The organism is Collinsella sp. AM38-1BH (assembly GCF_003467545.1).
Taxonomy (GTDB): Bacteria; Actinomycetota; Coriobacteriia; order Coriobacteriales; family Coriobacteriaceae; genus Collinsella.
Genome location: NZ_QSHC01000006.1, coordinates 18,402 through 35,278 on the forward strand (window position 1 = coordinate 18,402; position 16,877 = coordinate 35,278).

Below are 16,877 nucleotides of genomic sequence, written 5' to 3' on the forward strand. Positions count from 1 at the left end.
TTATGAACATCGATATCGTCCTTTTTGCAGGCCGCATCGTCCTGGTCGCCCTGCTCTACATCTTCCTGTTCGCCGTCATGAAGACCGGCGTGGGGCTCGTCCGCGGCCAGCGCCGCGACTCGGCCATCTGGACGATCGATGTGGACAAGGGCCCGCGCGGCATCCGCGGCATCCACGTGGATATGCTCGGTCCCGTCATCGTCGGCCGTTCGCCGTCGTCGGACATCTGCATCAACGAACCGTTTGTCTCGGCCTCGCATGCGCGTTTTTCGCTGCAGGGCCCGGCACTTATTATCGAGGACCTCAACTCGCTTAACGGCACGCTCGTCAACGGCCGCCAGCTGGTGGAGCCCGCAACGCTGCGCGAGGGCGACGAAGTCCAGATTGGCGACGTGGTCATGAAGGTGAACCGTCGATGATCGACGAGGAGAACAAGTCCGCAACCATGCCCGAGACGCCGACTGCCCCCGCAGCTGCGCCGGCCCATGCCGCTCCGGCGCGCCCTGCGACCGTGAAGCCCGAGGACACCGTGTTCTCCCTGCCTCTTTCGCATGTAACTCAAGAATATCCGGCGCTCGTCGATGACGAGGATGCCGACACCGAGCAGCTCGACGCCCCCATCGGGGCGCACGCTGCCGAGCCGCCCGCGGAACCGGAGGCAACGCCCGCACCGGCTCACTTTGCCGAGCCCGTCGCCGAGGCGATGAACGAGAGCGCTGCCGTGTTTGCAGCCCCCGAGCCTGCCGCGCCGGTGTTCCCCGTCGCCCCGGCAAGCGAGGCGGCACCCGCATCCGCAACGCCTGCCGAAGTCGAGCAGCCCGTTGCCGCGCCCGCCGCAGCTCCCGAGCCCTCCGCTCAACCCCAGAGCACGGCCGCACCGTCGCACTTTGCGACGCCCGAGCCGACGGCTGTCGAGCCGCAACAGGACGGCGATCCCGCCGACCGCGTAACCGAAGATCTCAACCTTCCGGACATCTCCGACGCCGAGTCGGGAGACGATGCCGACACCGTCTCGCCCGGCGATACGGCCGAGATTGACGTTGCCGCCGTGGAGGCCAAGCTTAAGGACCCCGGCTCGACCATGAGTTTTGAGCCGCTGACCGACGAGCGCGTCGAGACTGACTCGACCTACGACGCCGGCACGACCACGCAGCTCATGTGGGGCGCCCGCTCCGATGTTGGCTGTGTGCGCCCGCATAACGAAGACTCCTATCTGGTGCAATCGCCGCTCTTTTGCGTATGCGACGGCATGGGCGGCCACGCCGCCGGTGAGGTAGCCTCCTCCATCGCCGTCGAGACCATTGCCAAGACAGCGCCGCAGGCAGCCGACGCCGCACGACTGGCGGCCGCCGTCGAAGCTGCAAACGCCGCGGTCATCGAGGCTGCGCTCAACGGGCTTGGCAAGCCCGGCATGGGCTGCACGGCAACCTGCGCCTATATCGAAAACGACATGCTCGCCATCGCCCACGTGGGCGACTCGCGCGCCTATCTGCTCCACGAGGGCACGCTCATCCGCGTGACCCGCGACCACTCCTATGTGGAGGAGCTCGTGGACGCCGGCGAAATTACGGCAGACGAGGCTCGCGTCCACCCCAACCGCTCGGTCATCACCCGCGCGCTGGGCTCGGATCCCGCCATGTATGCCGACCACTTTACCCTGCATATCGAGGAAGGCGACCGCCTGATCCTGTGCTCGGACGGCCTGTCGAGCATGATTCCCGATAGCGATATCGAAAACATCGCCACGCAGTCCTCGACCGCGCAGATTTGCGTCGACAACCTTGTTGACGCGGCACTGGTCGCCGGCGGGCACGACAACGTCACCGTGGTTGTCGTTGACCTGGTCGACGATGGCGTCATGCGCAAGGCAAAGCGCGTCCGCCGCCGTAACATCACCATTGCCACCGTACTGGGCATCGCTTTTGTGCTGGCTGCAGCCATCTGGGCCTACGCAGGCATCACCGGCTCGTACTACCTGGGCACCTACAAGGACACCGTCGCGGTCTACCGGGGTATTCCCGGCAAGCCGCTCGGCCTTAAGCTGCACTGGCTCGACAGCACGACCACCATCAAACTGTCCGACCTGCCCGAAGACACACAAAATCGCCTTAAGGCGGGTATTCAGCAGACGAGCATCGACGATGCGCAGGACACCATCTCCAAGTACCGCCATCAGATCGACGAGGAGCAGACCCGCCAGGTGATCGACGCGCAAACGATTCGCAATAACACCGACCAGGGTTCGACCTCCGAATCGAATTCCGAGAAAACCGCCGAACAGTCCGCCGAGGCCGAAGCCTCCGATAAGAATTAGAAAGGGAGTGCCGCTTATGAGTCGTCGTAATACTGAACTGCTCTTACTCATCGCCTCGGCGTTCCCCGTCATCCTGCTGTATGCGATGTACGTGCTCACCGCAGGCGCCGCCATCTCGTTTGAGACACTTGCCGTTCCGATCGGTCTCTTTGCCGCCTTCGCCGCGGCGCATATCGCCGTGCGCATTCTGGCACCCGGCGCCGACCCGGCCATCCTGCCCATCGTCTTTGTTCTTTCGGGCATTGGCATCACGTTTGTGACGCGCTTGGCGCCCACGCTCGCCATCTCGCAGCTCGTCATCCTGTTTATCTCGGTGGCGTTGATGGTAGGTACGCTTGCGCTGGTCAAAAACCTCGACGTGGTCATGCGCTACAAGTACACCTTTGGCATCATCGGCATCATCTTGCTGATGCTGCCCATCTTTATCGGCACCACGATCTCGGGCTCCAAACTGTGGATTCGCATCGCCGGCTTTACCATTCAGCCCGGCGAGTTCGCCAAGGTCTTTATCGTGCTGTTCCTAGCCGGTTACCTGGCCGAGAACCGCGAGCTGCTCTCTATCTCCAACCGCAAGATCTTGGGTCTTAAGATTCCGCGCCTGCGCCTGCTGCTGCCGCTGTTCGCAGTCTGGGGCGTTTGCCTGCTCGTCGTTGTCTTCGAACGTGACCTGGGCTCGGCCTTGCTGTTCTACACCATCTTCTTGCTGATGCTCTACGTTGCCACGGGTCGTTTCTCGTATGTCATCATCGGCCTTGCGCTCTTAGCCGTTGGAGCCGTGGGCGCCTACAAGTTCCTGTCTCACGTTCAGGTGCGTTTCCAGGTTTGGGTCGATCCGTTTAAGGACGCCCAGGGCCAGGGCTACCAGATCGTCCAGTCGCTCTTCTCGCTTGCCGATGGCGGTCTGGTCGGTGTTGGTATCGGCAACGGCATGGCCAACAACATCCCTGTCGTCGAGTCCGACTTTATCTTCTCGGCCATCGGCGAGGAGATGGGCCTTTTGGGCGGCGGCGCCGTGCTCATCCTGTTTATGCTCTTTGCCGTGCGTGGCCTCACCACGGCTGCCCGCGCTAAATCCGACCTCGCCGCCTTTAGTGCCACGGGCCTTACGGCCGCCATCAGCTTCCAGGCCTTTTTAATCGTGGGCGGCGTTACCCGCCTGATCCCGCTGACCGGCGTCACCCTACCCTTTATGAGCCAGGGCGGCTCCTCGCTGCTGGCGAGCTTTATCATCGTCGCGCTCCTGCTGCGCGCCGGTGACGAGGCGACCGGACGCGAGGCCGAGCTTACCGGCACCGGTACCATGGCTGCCATCACCGATGATCAGGTCGCATCTGCCGCCGCCCCGACGAGCACGCGCTTTGCCACCTCGTCTTCCTACGGCAGCGGCAGCCATTCCGTCGGCTCGCGCATGCGCCGTCGCCTGCTCGACACGCCTGAATCCGGTGTGCTCGGCCGCGTTGCGCTCGCCAACCGTCTAACCCGTGCGGTGCTCGCCTTTACGGCGCTATTCGCCATCCTTATCGGCAACCTCACCTATGTCCAGGTCATCAAGGCCAAGGACTATCAGGACATGCCGACCAACAACCACACCATCGCCCGCTCCAAGTATATCCAGCGCGGTTCCATCATCACGTCCGACGGCGTGACGCTGGCCGAGTCGCTGCAGCAGGAGGACGGCACCTACGTACGCTCCTACCCCAACGGTAACCTGGCAGCGCACGTGGTTGGCTACGTGAGCCAGCAGTATGGCACCACCGCCATCGAGAGCGTCATGAACGACACGCTCACCGGTTCTAAGGACTACTCCAGCTGGAACAACGCCATCGCGTCGCTCGCGGGCCAGACCCAGCCGGGCAACACCGCCAAGCTCACCATCGACTCGCGCATCCAGACGGCGGCCGAGCAGGCACTCAAGGGCTTTAAGGGCGCTGTAGTGGTCATCGACCCGCGTACCGGCGCGGTGCTCGCATGTGCCAGCTCGCCCACCTACGACAACACCAACATCGACGCCCTACTGCAGGCTGGCGGCGGCGAGGACGGCTCTATGTACAATCGCGCCATGGACGCGCTGTACACGCCGGGCTCCACGTTTAAGGTCGTTACGCTTTCCGCGGCACTCGAGACCGGCACCGCCAGCCTTACCAGCACCTACCAGGCGCCCGGCTCCATGGACATCGGCAACGCACCGGTCACCAACTATGCCAACGAGAGCTACGGCACCATCAGCCTGCAGCAGGCCTTTGCCGTGTCCTCCAACGTCGTCTTTGGCCAGGTGGCAAACGAAGTTGGCGCAAACACGCTCGTGCAGTTTGCCAACGCCTTTGGCTACGGCCAAAAGCTCGGCCAGGACCTGACCTCCGCGGCCTCCATCATGGCCGACCCGTCGCTCATGACCGAGTGGGAGACCGCTTGGGCCGGCGCCGGCCAGCCTGTCGGCATGGACCACACGCCCGGCCCGCAGACCACCGTCATGCAAAACGCCGTGATTGCCGCCGCCATCGCTAACAGTGGCGTGGTCATGGACCCGTACTTTGTAGCCCAGGTACTCGCCCCGGACGGAACTGTGGTCAAGACCACGCAGTCCCGCTCGCTGGGTCAGGCCGTCAGCTCCGCCACGGCCGACCAGGTCAAGCAGGCCATGCTCGCCGTCGTCCAGTCCGGTACCGGCACCGATGCCCAGGTCCCCGGCGTCAAGGTCGCCGGCAAGACCGGCTCGGCCGAGACCGGCGGCACCAACGTCAATTCGATGTTCGTTGGCTTTGCACCTTACGATTCACCCACGGTCGCCATCTCGGTGGCCTTGGAGGATTACGACAAACACGACGTCAAGGCGGCCAAGATTGCCGGCATCGTCCTGACCGCAGCGCTCGCCGCACAGGGAGCGTGATGTCCATGATCGAATCGGACACCCGAGGCGCGCCGCGGCCGAAGAGTTAGCGGCAACGCGCCACACGGCCCCAGCGGCCACATCGTAGGTACTACACACATCGTTGAGCGAATAGTTATGTTAGGAGCAGGAATGGAACAGAGGGTCCTCGGGGGAAGATACCTCCTCAAGGATAAGGTGGGGACAGGCGGCATGGCGACCGTCTTCCGTGCGCAGGACCAGGTCCTCGACCGCACGGTAGCCGTCAAGATCATGCTGCCGCAGTATGCTGGCGACGCAACCTTCGCCGCACGCTTTAAGCAGGAGGCCCAGGCAGCAGCCGGTCTCTCCTCCCCCTATATCGTGGGCGTCTACGATTGGGGCAAGGACGGCGACACCTATTACATCGTCATGGAGTACCTGCGCGGCACCGACCTTAAGAGCGGCATCAAGAGCCACGGCGCCCTCGACCCCAAGAAGGTCGCCCAGATCGGCTCGCAGATCAGCTCCGCGCTTTCGGTCGCCCACAAGCACGAGATCATCCACCGCGACATCAAGCCGCAGAACATCATGGTGCTGCCCGACGGCAACATCAAGGTGATGGACTTTGGCATCGCGCGCGCCAAGAACAGCCACCTCACGCAAGACAACAACGTGCTGGGAACCGCCCACTACGTCAGTCCCGAGCAGACCCGTGGTCAGGACCTCGGCCCCACCTCGGATATCTACTCGCTGGGCGTCGTGATGTACGAGTGCGCCACCGGCCGCGTGCCCTTTGACGGTGATGACGCCATCTCGGTCGCACTCAAGCAGGTCAACGAGCTGCCTATTCCGCCGAGCCAGATCAACTCCGGTGTCGATGCCGACCTTGAGCGCATCATCCTTAAGTGCATGGAGAAGGACCCGGCAAACCGCTTCCAGACCGCCGACGAGCTGCGTCAGGTGCTCAACAGCTACCTGTCCGGTCGTGCCGTCAACATTTCAGAGCCCACGCGCATCATCGGTGCCCCCGGTGAGCTGGGCGCCACCAAGACTCGCGAGCTTTCCGATCAGACGCGCGCTTTGGTGCGTCCCGTCTCGGGCGTGAGCGGCCAGAATACCGCCCGTAGCTCGGTTTCGGGCTCCACCGGCTCCTACGAGGTCGAAAAGCCCAAGTCCAACAAAAACAAGATCATCGCCGCCGTGGTGGCAGCTGTTGCCGTCATCGGCATCGTGGTGGCCTTTGCCACTGGGCTCTTTGGCGACGAACAGGTCACCGTGCCCGACGTGCTGGGCAAGGACCAGCAGACTGCCGTCGAGCTGATCAAGGAGGAAGGCCTTGAGGTCGGCACCATCGACCAGAGCTATAACGACGATGTCGACGAGGGCAAGGTTGCCGAGCAGACCCCCAACGGCAACACCAAGAAGCCCAAAGGCACCAAGGTGAACCTGGTGATCTCCAAGGGCCCCAAGCCCTCCGAGAAGGTTGAGGTTCCCCAGCTTCTCGGTCTAACCAAGGACCAGGCAGAGGCGGCACTGGCAAGCGTTGGCCTAAAGGGCAACGCCACCGAGGAGGCCAACGAGGCCGATGAGGGCCAGGTCTTTGAGCAGGGCACCGAAGCCGGTAAGGAAGTCGAGAAGGGCACGACCATCTCGTACAAGGTCTCGAGCGGCCCGGATACCACGTCCGTCCCCGACCTGACCGACATGACCGAGGCCCAGGCGCGCAACGCCCTCGATATGGCAGGCTTTGGCGTCGACGTGAGCTACCAGGAGAACGACTCGGTTACCGAGGGCACCGTAATCAGCTGGAACCCCAGCGGCAAGCAGAAGCCCGGTGCCACGATTACCGTCGTCATTGCCAAGAAGTCCGGCAAGGCCACCGTCCCGGGCAACCTGTACGGCAAGAGCATTTCCGCCGCCGTCACCGCGCTCAACAACGCCGGCTTCTACAACATCGCGTTCTGCGATCAGAACGGCAACCCCGTGAGTGGCAACGAAAACGCCACCGTTACGGGCGTCTCCCCCACCGGCAAGCAGTCTACCGACAGCACGATTACGCTGACGGTCGCACTTTCTGGCTCGGGTTCGGGTTCGGGCTCGGGCACGGGCGACGATTCCGGTACGGCCAACTAGTCGCCACCCCACCACCCATTACGGCTCTCGCCGCAAACATATTCACTCACAGGCGCCCGCTTGCTCCCCCAGCAAGCGGGCGCTTCGTTTTTGACATGGCATCAACCAGAAGAGCCCGGCACCGTGGCGGTGTACCGGGCTCGATCAATCTCTGGTGCCCCCGGGCGAATTCACCCCCCCCGCGGGGAAATGAGTGACGCGGGCGCCGACGGTCCGAATCCGCCGGCAGCTCCCACAAACCAGAAACGGCGCCGCTCTCGCGACGCCGTCATAATCTTCTGGTGCCCCCGGGCGGATTCGAACCGTCGGCACCCGCTTTAGGAGAGCGGTGCTCTATCCCCTGAGCTACGGAGGCATGTTGTATTAGTGTAGCAGATTTGCGCCACTACCATGCAGCGCATAACCGCTCTTCGAGATAGTCATCTGCGACGTTCTTTAATGACTAGTCGTTTAAGAACGTCCCCAATGACAACCCAACGACTACTTGCCTTTGTGGAAAAGGTTTTTGATAACGGAGGGGATGCTCTTGGCGCCCTTGGCCGTCACATCGATAAAGTCGGGCGAACGCACGAGCTTATCCTCGTCGACGTACTTACGGACCGCGCGAAGCGTCTCTTTATCGTCGCGCGTCGAAAACGTAAAGTGGCCGTTGTCCTTGGTGAAGATGGCAAAACGCGTAATCTTCTTGGTGCCGCGCAAAACCTCGGCGGCAATATAGTCGACCTCGTCCCACGGGATTTGGATATAATCCTCGGGATTACGCTCGTTATAGTACTCAAACGCCTTATTGCCCACCATCACGTTACCGTGACTGGTAAGCCCCATCAGGCAGGTTGCCGGCGTTGCCAGATCGACCGTGCTGTTCTGTGATTGCGCCATGCGCGCCTCGCCCTCCAAATAAAACAATCGGACCGCATCCAGTGTACCCACCGGGTGCGGTCCGTTTCAATGGCTCAAAAGCCCTTGCCTAGCAACTCTCGGTCTTAAGCCGAAGCGTGCTTACATGAAGCCGCAGACGCGACCGATGATGCCGACGGCGAAGAGAGCCAGGATGATGACGATCGGGCTGACCTTCTTCTTGAGGAGCTTGCAGACCAGAAGGGTCAGGCACACGGCGGCAAGGCCGGGGATGAGCTGATCGAGGTTGGCCTGAAGCGTGGTGACCTTCACCGGGTCGAGTGCGTTGGCACCGACAGAGCTGTACATCGTCAATGCCTGCTTGATGCCCTCAGAACCGGCGGGCAGGTTGGCCCAGTCGATATAGGCGCCAGCGGACTGCGTGACCTTGGAGACGACCGGAGTGAAGGAGATGGACACCCAGCGCTCGACCAGGGCGCCGATGATGAACATACCCAGGATGGAAGCACCTTCGGTGACCTTGCCCATCAGACCGCCGGAGAGGTCCTTGGCGATGGAGGAGCCGACCTTGTAGCCAAACTCCTGCGTGTACCACAGGAAGGCGTAACGGATGATGTTCCACGCGAAGAAGAACAGCAGCGGACCGGCGATGCTGCCGGACAGGGCCAGGGAAGCGCCCAGTGCGCCCAGAATCGGGCGAAGGGTGAACCAGAAGGCGGGGTCGCCGACGCCGGCGAGCGGGCCCATCATACCGACCTTGACGCCCTGAATGGCGACGTCGTCAATCGGAGCACCGTTGGCGCGCTCCTCCTCGAGGGCGAGGGTAACGCCAATGACGGGGGCGGAAACATAGGGGTGGGTGTTATAGAACTCCAGGTGGCGCTTAAGAGCGGCAATCTGGTCATCCTTGCTGTTGTAGAGCTTCTTGATCGCAGGGATCATTGCGAAGCACCAGCCGCCGTTCTGCATACGCTCGTAGTTCCACGAGCCCTGAAGGAACTGATGACGGAAGCAAACCTTCTTACGGTCAGCCTTGGTGAGCTGAATCTTGTTCTCTGCCATATGTATCACTCCCCTCCTACTCGTAATCGTTCAGAATGTCGCCGAGCGGGTCACCGGAGCCACCGCCCATGCCGCCACCCTGCTTGGCCAGATCCTTAAGGCCAAGGTAGATGAGGGCAAGGGAGATACCGATGAGGCCAAGGGCGATCAGCGTGAGCTGAGGGATGGCAGCAAGGACAAAGCCGAGGATGAAGAACGGCCAGGTCTCCTTGGTGGCCATCATGTTGATGACCATGGCGTAACCGACGGAAGCGACCATGCCGCCGCCGACAGCCATGCCGCCGGACAGCCAATCGGGCATAGCGTTAAGCGCGTTGGTAACGGCCTCGGCCGGGATGATGCACAGAAGTACTGCCGGGATGGCGATACGAACACCCTGCATGAGGATGCCGGCGTACTGCCAACGCTCGATGCCGGCGAAGTCGCCCTTCTCGGCGCAGGCGTCCATGCCGTGAACCATAGCGGTAGCCAGGGTACGGCAGATCATGGTCAGGAACAGGCCAGCGACCGACAGCGGGACGGCGACGGCGATAGCGGCGGTAACGGCCTTGGCCGAATCAGTGGCGCCACCGTTGAGGGCGAGCACCATGATGATCGAAGAAGCGACCGAGGCCAGAGCGGCGTCAGGCGCGACGGCGGCGCCGACGTTAGCCCAGCCAAGGGCCATCATCTGGAGCGAACCGCCCAGGAGGATGCCCTCCTGAAGGTGACCGGTTACGAGACCGATAAGCGTGCATGCCACGAGCGGCTGATGGAACTGGAACTCATCCAGAATGCCTTCCATACCGGCAAGCAACGCGACAATCGCAACAAGCAGAATAGTGATTGCAGACATGTATCGGACCCTCCTTTACTATGCTTGAGCGGCCAGTTCGGCCTTAGCTTTCTTCAACATGGCGTCGAGATCCTCGGAGGAATCCGAAGGAACCTTGCGGACCTCGAACTTGACGCCCTTGGCCTTGAGAGCCTCGATGGTCTTGACGTCGTCATCGCCCATGGCGACGGCGTTAGTGACGACGACCTTGCCCTTGGAGTGGGCCATGGAACCGATGTTGGCTTCCTTGATGTCGACGCCGGCCTCGATGGCCCTGAGCAGATCCTGCGGGTTCTCGAACAGCAGCATCGCCTTGGTGTCGCCAAAGCGCGTGTCCTTGACGACCTCGGCCATCTTCTTGATGGGCACGACGTTGGCGTGGACTCCCGGAGGGGCAGCCTGCTCGATCATGGTCTTGCGGAGCTCGTCGTGAGCAACGCCGTCGGAGACCACGATGATGCGGTTGGGGTTGATCTGCTTGGTCCACGTGGTGGCCACCTGACCATGCAGCAGACGCGTGTCGATACGGACGTGGGCGATCTTGATGTGCCCGTCGCCGATCACCGTTCCCGGAGGAATGGCACCCGCAGGAGCAGCGGCGGCCGCAGCCGGCTTCTTCTCCTCGGGCTCCAGAGACTCGGGCTTGACGCGCACGCCGGCCTTAGCCTCAGTCACGAGATGTTTTGCGATCGCATGTGCAGTGTTCTTTGCGTCAAAGCGCTGCGAATATGCCTCGATGAGCATAGGCAGGTTGACACCGGTGACGATAGCCCAGGAATCATGGCCCTCGATGAGACCGCTGATCTGGTTGAAGGGCGTGCCGCCCCACAGATCAACGAGGAAGAGCACCTGCTCCTGGTCCTCGAAGGAAGCGACTGCTTCCTCGACCTTGGCTCGGAAGTCGTCGGGGCCCATGCTCGGCTCGAGCGAGACCACGGCTACAGACGGCTGATCGCCAAAGACCATCGAGCCCGTCTGCTTGATTCCAGCCGCCAAGTCACCATGGCTAGCAAGAACAATACTTACCATCACATAACCTCCTTTTTGTCTACGTAATTCCTACACGACAGTTATGGAGTATAGCTGCAAATACAGCAGAATTGTTTGAAAAACTGCAAAAGGTAGCATTATTTGTTTAAACGTCTTAATTTGTTACAAGTTGATTACATTCCGGCATCATTGGCTGATCTGCCGCTGATAACTGATACCCAACCAATACTTACACGACGGATATGCGCATGCTGTCATTATTACCGCTTTTAAACAGATGCAAACGTGCTGAGACTGAGGCTATTTCGTTTAAACAGCTATGCCTTGACTAATGGCGAGCGATATGCTCTAGCAAAGTAGTTATTGGGGACGTTCTTAAATGGCTAGTCATTGGGGACGTTCTTTTTCGACTAGTCGTTTAAGAACGTCCCCAACGACTAAGTTAGGCGATGTGGAGGGGGTTGGCGGCGTCGACGGCATCGGGGGCATCGGATAGGCCGTCGGGGGCAGCGTCTGTCGGGTCCTCGTCGGGGGTCTCGATCTGTTTGATCATTACCTCTTGGCCCTGCAGCAAATAGGTCTCGCCGCTACCGCACTGGGGACAGGTCTTGCCGTGCTCGACCGTCGCGTAGTCGCAGCCGCACGCCTCGCAATGCGTCACGGCCTCGACAGGCTCCACAATAAGCTCCGCGCCCTGCGTGATAGGCTTTTTATCTGCCGCCCAGCGCCAAGCGCCGAGCAGCAAGTCGGGAACGACGCCCGAGACCTCGCCCAGGAGCAGCGTCACGCTCGAAACGCGACTCACGCCATTGGCGCGCGCCACATTCTCGACATCGCGAATGATGTGATAAACAATCCCGAGCTCGTGCACTTTATTTCCTTCCGCCGTTCTACCGAACGGCGGTCGGCTTGACGCTGCGCGAGCCCCAGACGGGCGATCTGCCTTTCAATCGTCGGGCATGGGCAAAAGCCCTATGCCCTCCTCTTTCAAGGCACCTCGCCACGCCTGGGACCCGCTCGCTGTTCAACCGCCTTCTGCGCCGTTCACTTACTTGGTAGATTCTTTTACTTCTTCCCAAATTTGATTTTGATCGCACGCTTCAAAGCGTACTTGCCGAGGCTGGGGAGCTTTTGCTCGTATTTGACCATCGTGGAGCACTCGGGGCGGTCGCGATCCAGATGGATGGCGTCAAACGCGCACTTGGTGGTGCACAGGCCGCAGCCGATGCACTTGTTGGGGTCGACGATCGAGGCACCGCAGCCCAGGCAGCGAGCGGTCTCGGCGCGCACCTGCTCCTCGGTAAAGGTCTCGACGTACTCGCTAAAGGGCGCAGCCTTCTCGCGCTCGCGGTCGACACGTGCCACCTCGCGGCTTGCGTTGTCATAGCTCTCAATCACAACATCGTCGCGGTCAAGCGCGGTGTAGCGGCGCTGGTTGCGGCCGATGGTGAGCGTGGAGCCCGGCTGCACAAAGCGATGGATGGACACGGCGGCCTCGTGACCGGCGGCGATGGCGTCGATAGCAAAGCTGGGACCGGTGTAGACGTCGCCGCCCACAAAGATGTCGGGCTCGGCGGTCTGGTACGTCTGCGGATCGGCAAGGGCACCCTGGCCGCGGCCGAGCTCCACCTTGGAGCCAGCCAGCAGGTCGCCCCACACAATGGACTGGCCAATCGACATGACGACACGGTCGGCATCGACACGGCGCAAGTCGTTCTCGTCATACTCGGGCGCAAAACGGCCCTCATCGTCAAAGACACGCGTGCAGCGCTTGAAGGTGATACCGCACACACGACCGGCCTCGTCCAGGTGAATCTCCTTGGGGCCCCAGCCGCAGCTAATGTGCGCGCCGTCCTCAATGGCCTCGCGACGCTCCTCCTCGCTGGCAGGCATCTGGGCCTCGCTCTCCAGGCAGAACATCTCAACGTGCTCGGAACCCAGACGGCAGGCGTTGCGCGCGACGTCGATGGCCACGTTGCCGCCGCCCACCACGATGGTGCGCCCGGGCAGTGCGTCGATCTTGCCGCTGTTAACCTCGCGAAGGAAGTCGACGGCCACGGTCACATCCTCGGCATCCTCGCCCGGAATGCCGGCAAGGCGGCCGCCCTGGCAGCCAATGGCCACGTAGAAGGCCTTAAAGCCCTGCGCGCGCAGCTCGTCGAGCGTCACGTCGCGACCGACTTCCACGCCATAGCGGAACTCGGCACCCATCAGGCGAATGACCTCGACCTCGGCCTCGATAACATCCTTCTGCAGCTTAAAGCTGGGAATGCCGTAGGTGAGCATGCCGCCCGGGCGCTCGTTTTTCTCGAACACGACGGGCTTGTAGCCCTTCTCGGCCAGATAGAAGGCGCAGGACAGACCGGCCGGACCGGCGCCGATGATGGCGATCTTCTGGTCGAAGCCGCCGGCACGCGTCGGGGTCACCACAGGTGGGACATAGCGAGTCGCGGCATCCAGATCGCGCTGGGCGATAAACTTCTTGACCTCGTCGATAGCCACGGCGGCGTCCACACGGCCGCGGGTGCAGGCATCCTCGCAGCGGCGGTTGCACACACGGCCGCAGATAGCGGGCAGCGGGTTCTCGCGCTTGATGAGCGCCAGAGCCTCGTCGCAGCGGCCCTGCGCCGCAAGCTTTAAGTAGCCCTGAACGGCAACGTGAGCGGGGCAAGCCGTCTTGCAGGGCGCGGTGCCAGACTCGTGCGTCTCGATGCGGTTGTCGTTGCGGTAGTTGGGCGACCACTTGGTGTGATCCCACTTGGTGGCATCGGGCAGCTCCTGGCGCGGATACTCGGGCACGCGGCCGCCGGCCTTTTTGCTGCAGAGCTTCTGGCCCAGTTTGGCGGCGCCGGCCGGACACACCTCAACGCAGCGACCGCAGGCCACGCACTTGTCTTTCTCGACCTTGGCGACATAGGCTGAGCGCGACAGGTTGGGCGTGTTGAACAGCTGCGAAGTGCGCAGGGCGTAGCACACGTTGACGTTGCAGTTGCAGATGGCGAAGATTTTGTTCTCACCGTCGATGTTGGTGATCTGGTGCACAAAGCCGTTGTCCTCGGCCTGGCGCAGGATGTCGTAGACCTCCTCGCGCGTCACATAATGGCCGCGGTCGGTCTCGACCACGTAGTCGGCCATATCGCCCACGGCGATGCACCAATCGGCCGGGTCGTCGGCGCAGCCCTCTCCCATCACGCGACGGCTCGCGCGGCAGCTGCAGGTGCTAGCGGCATATTTGCCATCGTATTTGTCGAGCCAATGCTCGATATGCTCGATCGGCACCGAGGTGCTCGCGGCATCGATGGCCTTCTCGACCGGAATGACATGCATGCCGATGCCGGCACCGCCGGGCGGCACCATCGGCGTGGCCTTGGACAGCGGTCCCTTGGACGCCTGCTCAAAGAACTTGGCATAGACCGGATGCTCCTCGAGCTGACCCATGCGCATGTTGAGGAACTCGGCAGAACCCGGCACCAGCATGGGCAGCACCCACTGCTTGGCGCGCTCGGGGTTTTCCCAGTTGTACTCGAGCAGACCCGTGTAGCTCATGTCGTCGAGCATCTTCTCGATATCGGCTTCGGTCATGCCGGTGAGCTTGACCATCTCGGGCAGCGTATAGGGACGGCGCATCTTCATCTTGCAGAGCACTTCGGCCTGCTCGTCGGTTGCGGCCTCGGCAAACGACCAGTACTCGTAGCCCAGCAGCTCGTCGCGGTGCAACAGGCGGTTGGTGCAGTGCTCACACAGTTTGACGATGGCCTCGCGCGGATGCTCCGGTATCGGCGGCACGAACTCCGCGCCGATATCGGGCTCGGTATAGCTAATCCTCGGTCCGTTGAGAATCATAGTCGTCCCTTCTCTTGCCGCAGCCCGGCGAGACCGCAGCGCCCCTCTTTTTTTGCAGGCCGGGCATGCCCCCATGCCGTTCACCCGCTATTGTTGACATTGTGTCAAAAACAGTATTGACGAACCGTCAACAATATTCAAGACTGTTAGGCGAACGGTCGGGCCCAAACGGATGAAAGGCGGCAAACGCATGAGCGATAACACGGCAAACATCTCTGTGGCTGATGCCGTCCTCGCGTCCGACAGCACGGCAAAGCGCCTGACGGGCGACGAACGCCGTCGCGAGATCCTCGATGCCGTGCGCACCGTAAGCTCCGAGCTGGGCGTGTCCCACCTATCCGTCTCGGCCGTAACCAAGCGAGCCGGCTGCACGCGCTCGCTGTTCTACCACTACTTCGCCGACATGGACGCCGCCGTCACCGCCGTCATGGACGAGGCAATCGACGGTTTTATCTCCGAGCTCGAGCGGTGGAACGCCGGCCGCACCGTTGGTGATATCGAGGGCGCGCTCGACACCGTCGCCCCGCTCTTTAAACGCCTGGTCGCCAGCGGCCACGAGCTGCCGAGCACGCTCACCTCGAGCAGCGGCGCGCTATACGGCGGCTTTTTGCACAACGTGGTCCAGCGCGTGGCGCAGTATATCTGCGATACCACCGTGGTGGATTTTGTCGCCCATCATGAGCTACGCATCGACCATGTCTACGAGACGTTCTACACCCTCATCATGGGTCTTTTGATGTATATCCGCACGCACCCCGATGTGCCCGACGAGACGGTCAAGGAAATCATCGCCTCGACACTCCACATCGAGGGCTATACCGCCAAGTATCCGGAGCGCAAGCCCCAGAACTGACGACATTTGGCCAAACTGCCCGCGATCAGAAGAGGGGCCGCGGGCTTGTGAAAGGAGAGCAGCATGCTGTTCGATGTTTGGGGTAGCAATACCCTTATCCACTGGGCCGGCTGGGCCATGGTCTTTATTGGCCTGATCGTGCTCAACGAGGTCGGCCGCCGCACCAAGCTGGGCGCGGCAATCATCTTTGGCGTGGCTCCGCTGGCCATGACCATCTACTGCGTCGCCATCGCCATTGGCGTCTCACAGGGTGCCGAGTGGGCGCTCACCAACCCCACCCATGTGTACCAGAACAGCTGGTTCCACTACGCCAAGGTCTACGCGGCGTTGGCCGGTTGCTGGGGCTTCATCGCCATTAAGTATCAGTGGGGCAAGATCGGCAAGGCACACTGGTTCCGCGCGTGGCCGTTTGTGATCGTCGCCATCAACATCATGATCGCCGTCGTGTCCGACTTTGAGAGCGCCTATCACTTCTTTGTCCTGGGCCAGTCCACTTGGGTCACCTCCGAAGGTGCTACGCAGCTGGCCGGCTGGAACAACGTGTTCAACGGCATCGCCGGTATCATCAACATCTTCTGCATGACCGGTTGGTGGAGTGTCTACGCCTCCGAGGATCAGACCGACATGCTGTGGCCCGATATGACCTGGGTCTACATCATCGCCTACGACATCTGGAACTTCTGCTACACCTACAACTGCCTGCCCACCCACTCCTGGTTCTGCGGCTTTGCGCTGCTGCTGGCGCCCACCGTCGCCGCCTTTATCTGGAACAAGGGCGGCTGGATCCAGAACCGCGCCTTTACGCTGGCCATTTGGTGCATGTTTGCCCAGGTGTTCCCGTACTTCCAGGAGGAGTCCATCTTTGTGACCCACTCCGCGCTCGACCCCAGCGCCGCTACTGCGGTCTCGATCGCCGCACTGGTCGCCAACATCGCCGCGATCATCTACATCGCCTACCGCGCCAAGAAGCTCGGCCGCAATCCCTACAAGCAGGATGTCTTTGAGGGCACCAGCGATTGGGAGAAGGCTACCGCTCGCCGCGCCAAGGTGGATTACGCGCACGCCGAGTAACGCGCCCGGTGCACATGCCGCTTGAATGTGAAGTCGCCTGGCCGACTCCGCGCAATGCAACGTATTGCATACCCCCGGAAAGCGATTTGTC

General features: G+C 61.8%; 12 protein-coding genes and 1 tRNA gene. 6 read left to right on the top strand and 7 right to left on the bottom strand.

Going from position 1 to position 16,877, the window contains the following annotated elements:
* Window positions 1–2 precede the first annotated feature (2 nt).
* From DW870_RS03855 to pknB, 4 genes are all read left to right on the top strand, one after another.
* Complete coding sequence (locus DW870_RS03855) at window positions 3–419, top strand: FHA domain-containing protein (RefSeq protein ID WP_006235180.1); 417 nt, start codon at window positions 3–5, stop codon at window positions 417–419.
* A complete protein-coding gene (locus DW870_RS03860) occupies window positions 416–2,314 on the top strand; it encodes a Stp1/IreP family PP2C-type Ser/Thr phosphatase (protein WP_117876904.1) in 1,899 nt (632 codons plus the stop codon). The genes DW870_RS03855 and DW870_RS03860 overlap by 4 nt, the downstream gene beginning before the upstream one ends.
* Window positions 2,315–2,330: 16 nt before the next feature.
* The gene (locus DW870_RS03865) at window positions 2,331–5,201 is read left to right on the top strand and encodes an FtsW/RodA/SpoVE family cell cycle protein (RefSeq protein ID WP_117876906.1); all 2,871 of its coding nucleotides are present in this window, start codon (window positions 2,331–2,333) and stop codon (window positions 5,199–5,201) included.
* Window positions 5,202–5,333: 132 nt separating this feature from the next.
* Window positions 5,334–7,295 carry a Stk1 family PASTA domain-containing Ser/Thr kinase gene (pknB, locus tag DW870_RS03870; protein WP_117876908.1) on the top strand — a complete coding sequence of 654 codons (1,962 nt, stop codon included), beginning with the start codon at window positions 5,334–5,336 and terminating at the stop codon, window positions 7,293–7,295.
* Between the two features lie 279 nt (window positions 7,296–7,574).
* Here the strand turns inward: pknB and DW870_RS03875 are convergent.
* The 7 genes from DW870_RS03875 to DW870_RS03905 all read right to left on the bottom strand — a co-directional run bounded on the left by DW870_RS03875 (window position 7,575) and on the right by DW870_RS03905 (window position 14,862).
* A tRNA-Arg gene (locus tag DW870_RS03875) sits at window positions 7,575–7,650 on the bottom strand.
* A 125-nt stretch (window positions 7,651–7,775) separates the two neighbouring features.
* Window positions 7,776–8,174, bottom strand: coding sequence for a DUF956 family protein (locus DW870_RS03880; RefSeq protein ID WP_117759121.1), 399 nt, complete (start codon window positions 8,172–8,174; stop codon window positions 7,776–7,778).
* A 120-nt stretch (window positions 8,175–8,294) separates the two neighbouring features.
* Entirely contained in the window at window positions 8,295–9,215 is a 921-nt protein-coding gene (locus DW870_RS03885; RefSeq protein ID WP_117876910.1) for a PTS system mannose/fructose/sorbose family transporter subunit IID, read from the bottom strand.
* A 16-nt stretch (window positions 9,216–9,231) separates the two neighbouring features.
* Entirely contained in the window at window positions 9,232–10,050 is an 819-nt protein-coding gene (locus DW870_RS03890; RefSeq protein WP_089573274.1) for a PTS mannose/fructose/sorbose transporter subunit IIC, read from the bottom strand.
* 18 nt (window positions 10,051–10,068) lie between these two features.
* Entirely contained in the window at window positions 10,069–11,058 is a 990-nt protein-coding gene (locus tag DW870_RS03895) for a PTS sugar transporter subunit IIB (RefSeq protein ID WP_117637934.1), read from the bottom strand.
* A 403-nt stretch (window positions 11,059–11,461) separates the two neighbouring features.
* Window positions 11,462–11,890 carry a hydrogenase maturation nickel metallochaperone HypA gene (locus DW870_RS03900; RefSeq protein ID WP_117876912.1) on the bottom strand — a complete coding sequence of 143 codons (429 nt, stop codon included), beginning with the start codon at window positions 11,888–11,890 and terminating at the stop codon, window positions 11,462–11,464.
* A 194-nt stretch (window positions 11,891–12,084) separates the two neighbouring features.
* On the bottom strand, window positions 12,085–14,862 hold the full coding sequence (locus DW870_RS03905) for an FAD-dependent oxidoreductase (protein WP_199573595.1): 2,778 nt from the start codon (window positions 14,860–14,862) through the stop codon (window positions 12,085–12,087).
* A gap of 190 nt (window positions 14,863–15,052) precedes the next feature.
* On the opposite strand from DW870_RS03905, the gene DW870_RS03910 reads away from it, so the two are divergent.
* Window positions 15,053–15,715, top strand: coding sequence for a TetR/AcrR family transcriptional regulator (locus tag DW870_RS03910; protein ID WP_117876914.1), 663 nt, complete (start codon window positions 15,053–15,055; stop codon window positions 15,713–15,715).
* 63 nt (window positions 15,716–15,778) lie between these two features.
* On the top strand, window positions 15,779–16,786 hold the full coding sequence (locus DW870_RS03915; protein WP_117876915.1) for a DUF5692 family protein: 1,008 nt from the start codon (window positions 15,779–15,781) through the stop codon (window positions 16,784–16,786).
* The last annotated feature ends 91 nt before the right edge of the window (window positions 16,787–16,877 follow it).

Bases quoted from the DNA above. Each gene is read 5' to 3' on its own strand.
- DW870_RS03890 (WP_089573274.1), bottom strand. From the start codon at position 10,050: ATGTCTGCAATCACTATTCTGCTTGTTGCGATTGTCGCGTTGCTTGCC.
- DW870_RS03880 (WP_117759121.1), bottom strand. From the start codon at position 8,174: ATGGCGCAATCACAGAACAGCACGGTCGATCTGGCAACGCCGGCAACC.
- DW870_RS03860 (WP_117876904.1), top strand. From the start codon at position 416: ATGATCGACGAGGAGAACAAGTCCGCAACCATGCCCGAGACGCCGACT.
- DW870_RS03905 (WP_199573595.1), bottom strand. From the start codon at position 14,862: ATGATTCTCAACGGACCGAGGATTAGCTATACCGAGCCCGATATCGGC.
- pknB (WP_117876908.1), top strand. From the start codon at position 5,334: ATGGAACAGAGGGTCCTCGGGGGAAGATACCTCCTCAAGGATAAGGTG.
- DW870_RS03885 (WP_117876910.1), bottom strand. From the start codon at position 9,215: ATGGCAGAGAACAAGATTCAGCTCACCAAGGCTGACCGTAAGAAGGTT.
- DW870_RS03855 (WP_006235180.1), top strand. From the start codon at position 3: ATGAACATCGATATCGTCCTTTTTGCAGGCCGCATCGTCCTGGTCGCC.
- DW870_RS03895 (WP_117637934.1), bottom strand. From the start codon at position 11,058: ATGGTAAGTATTGTTCTTGCTAGCCATGGTGACTTGGCGGCTGGAATC.
- DW870_RS03915 (WP_117876915.1), top strand. From the start codon at position 15,779: ATGCTGTTCGATGTTTGGGGTAGCAATACCCTTATCCACTGGGCCGGC.
- DW870_RS03910 (WP_117876914.1), top strand. From the start codon at position 15,053: ATGAGCGATAACACGGCAAACATCTCTGTGGCTGATGCCGTCCTCGCG.
- DW870_RS03865 (WP_117876906.1), top strand. From the start codon at position 2,331: ATGAGTCGTCGTAATACTGAACTGCTCTTACTCATCGCCTCGGCGTTC.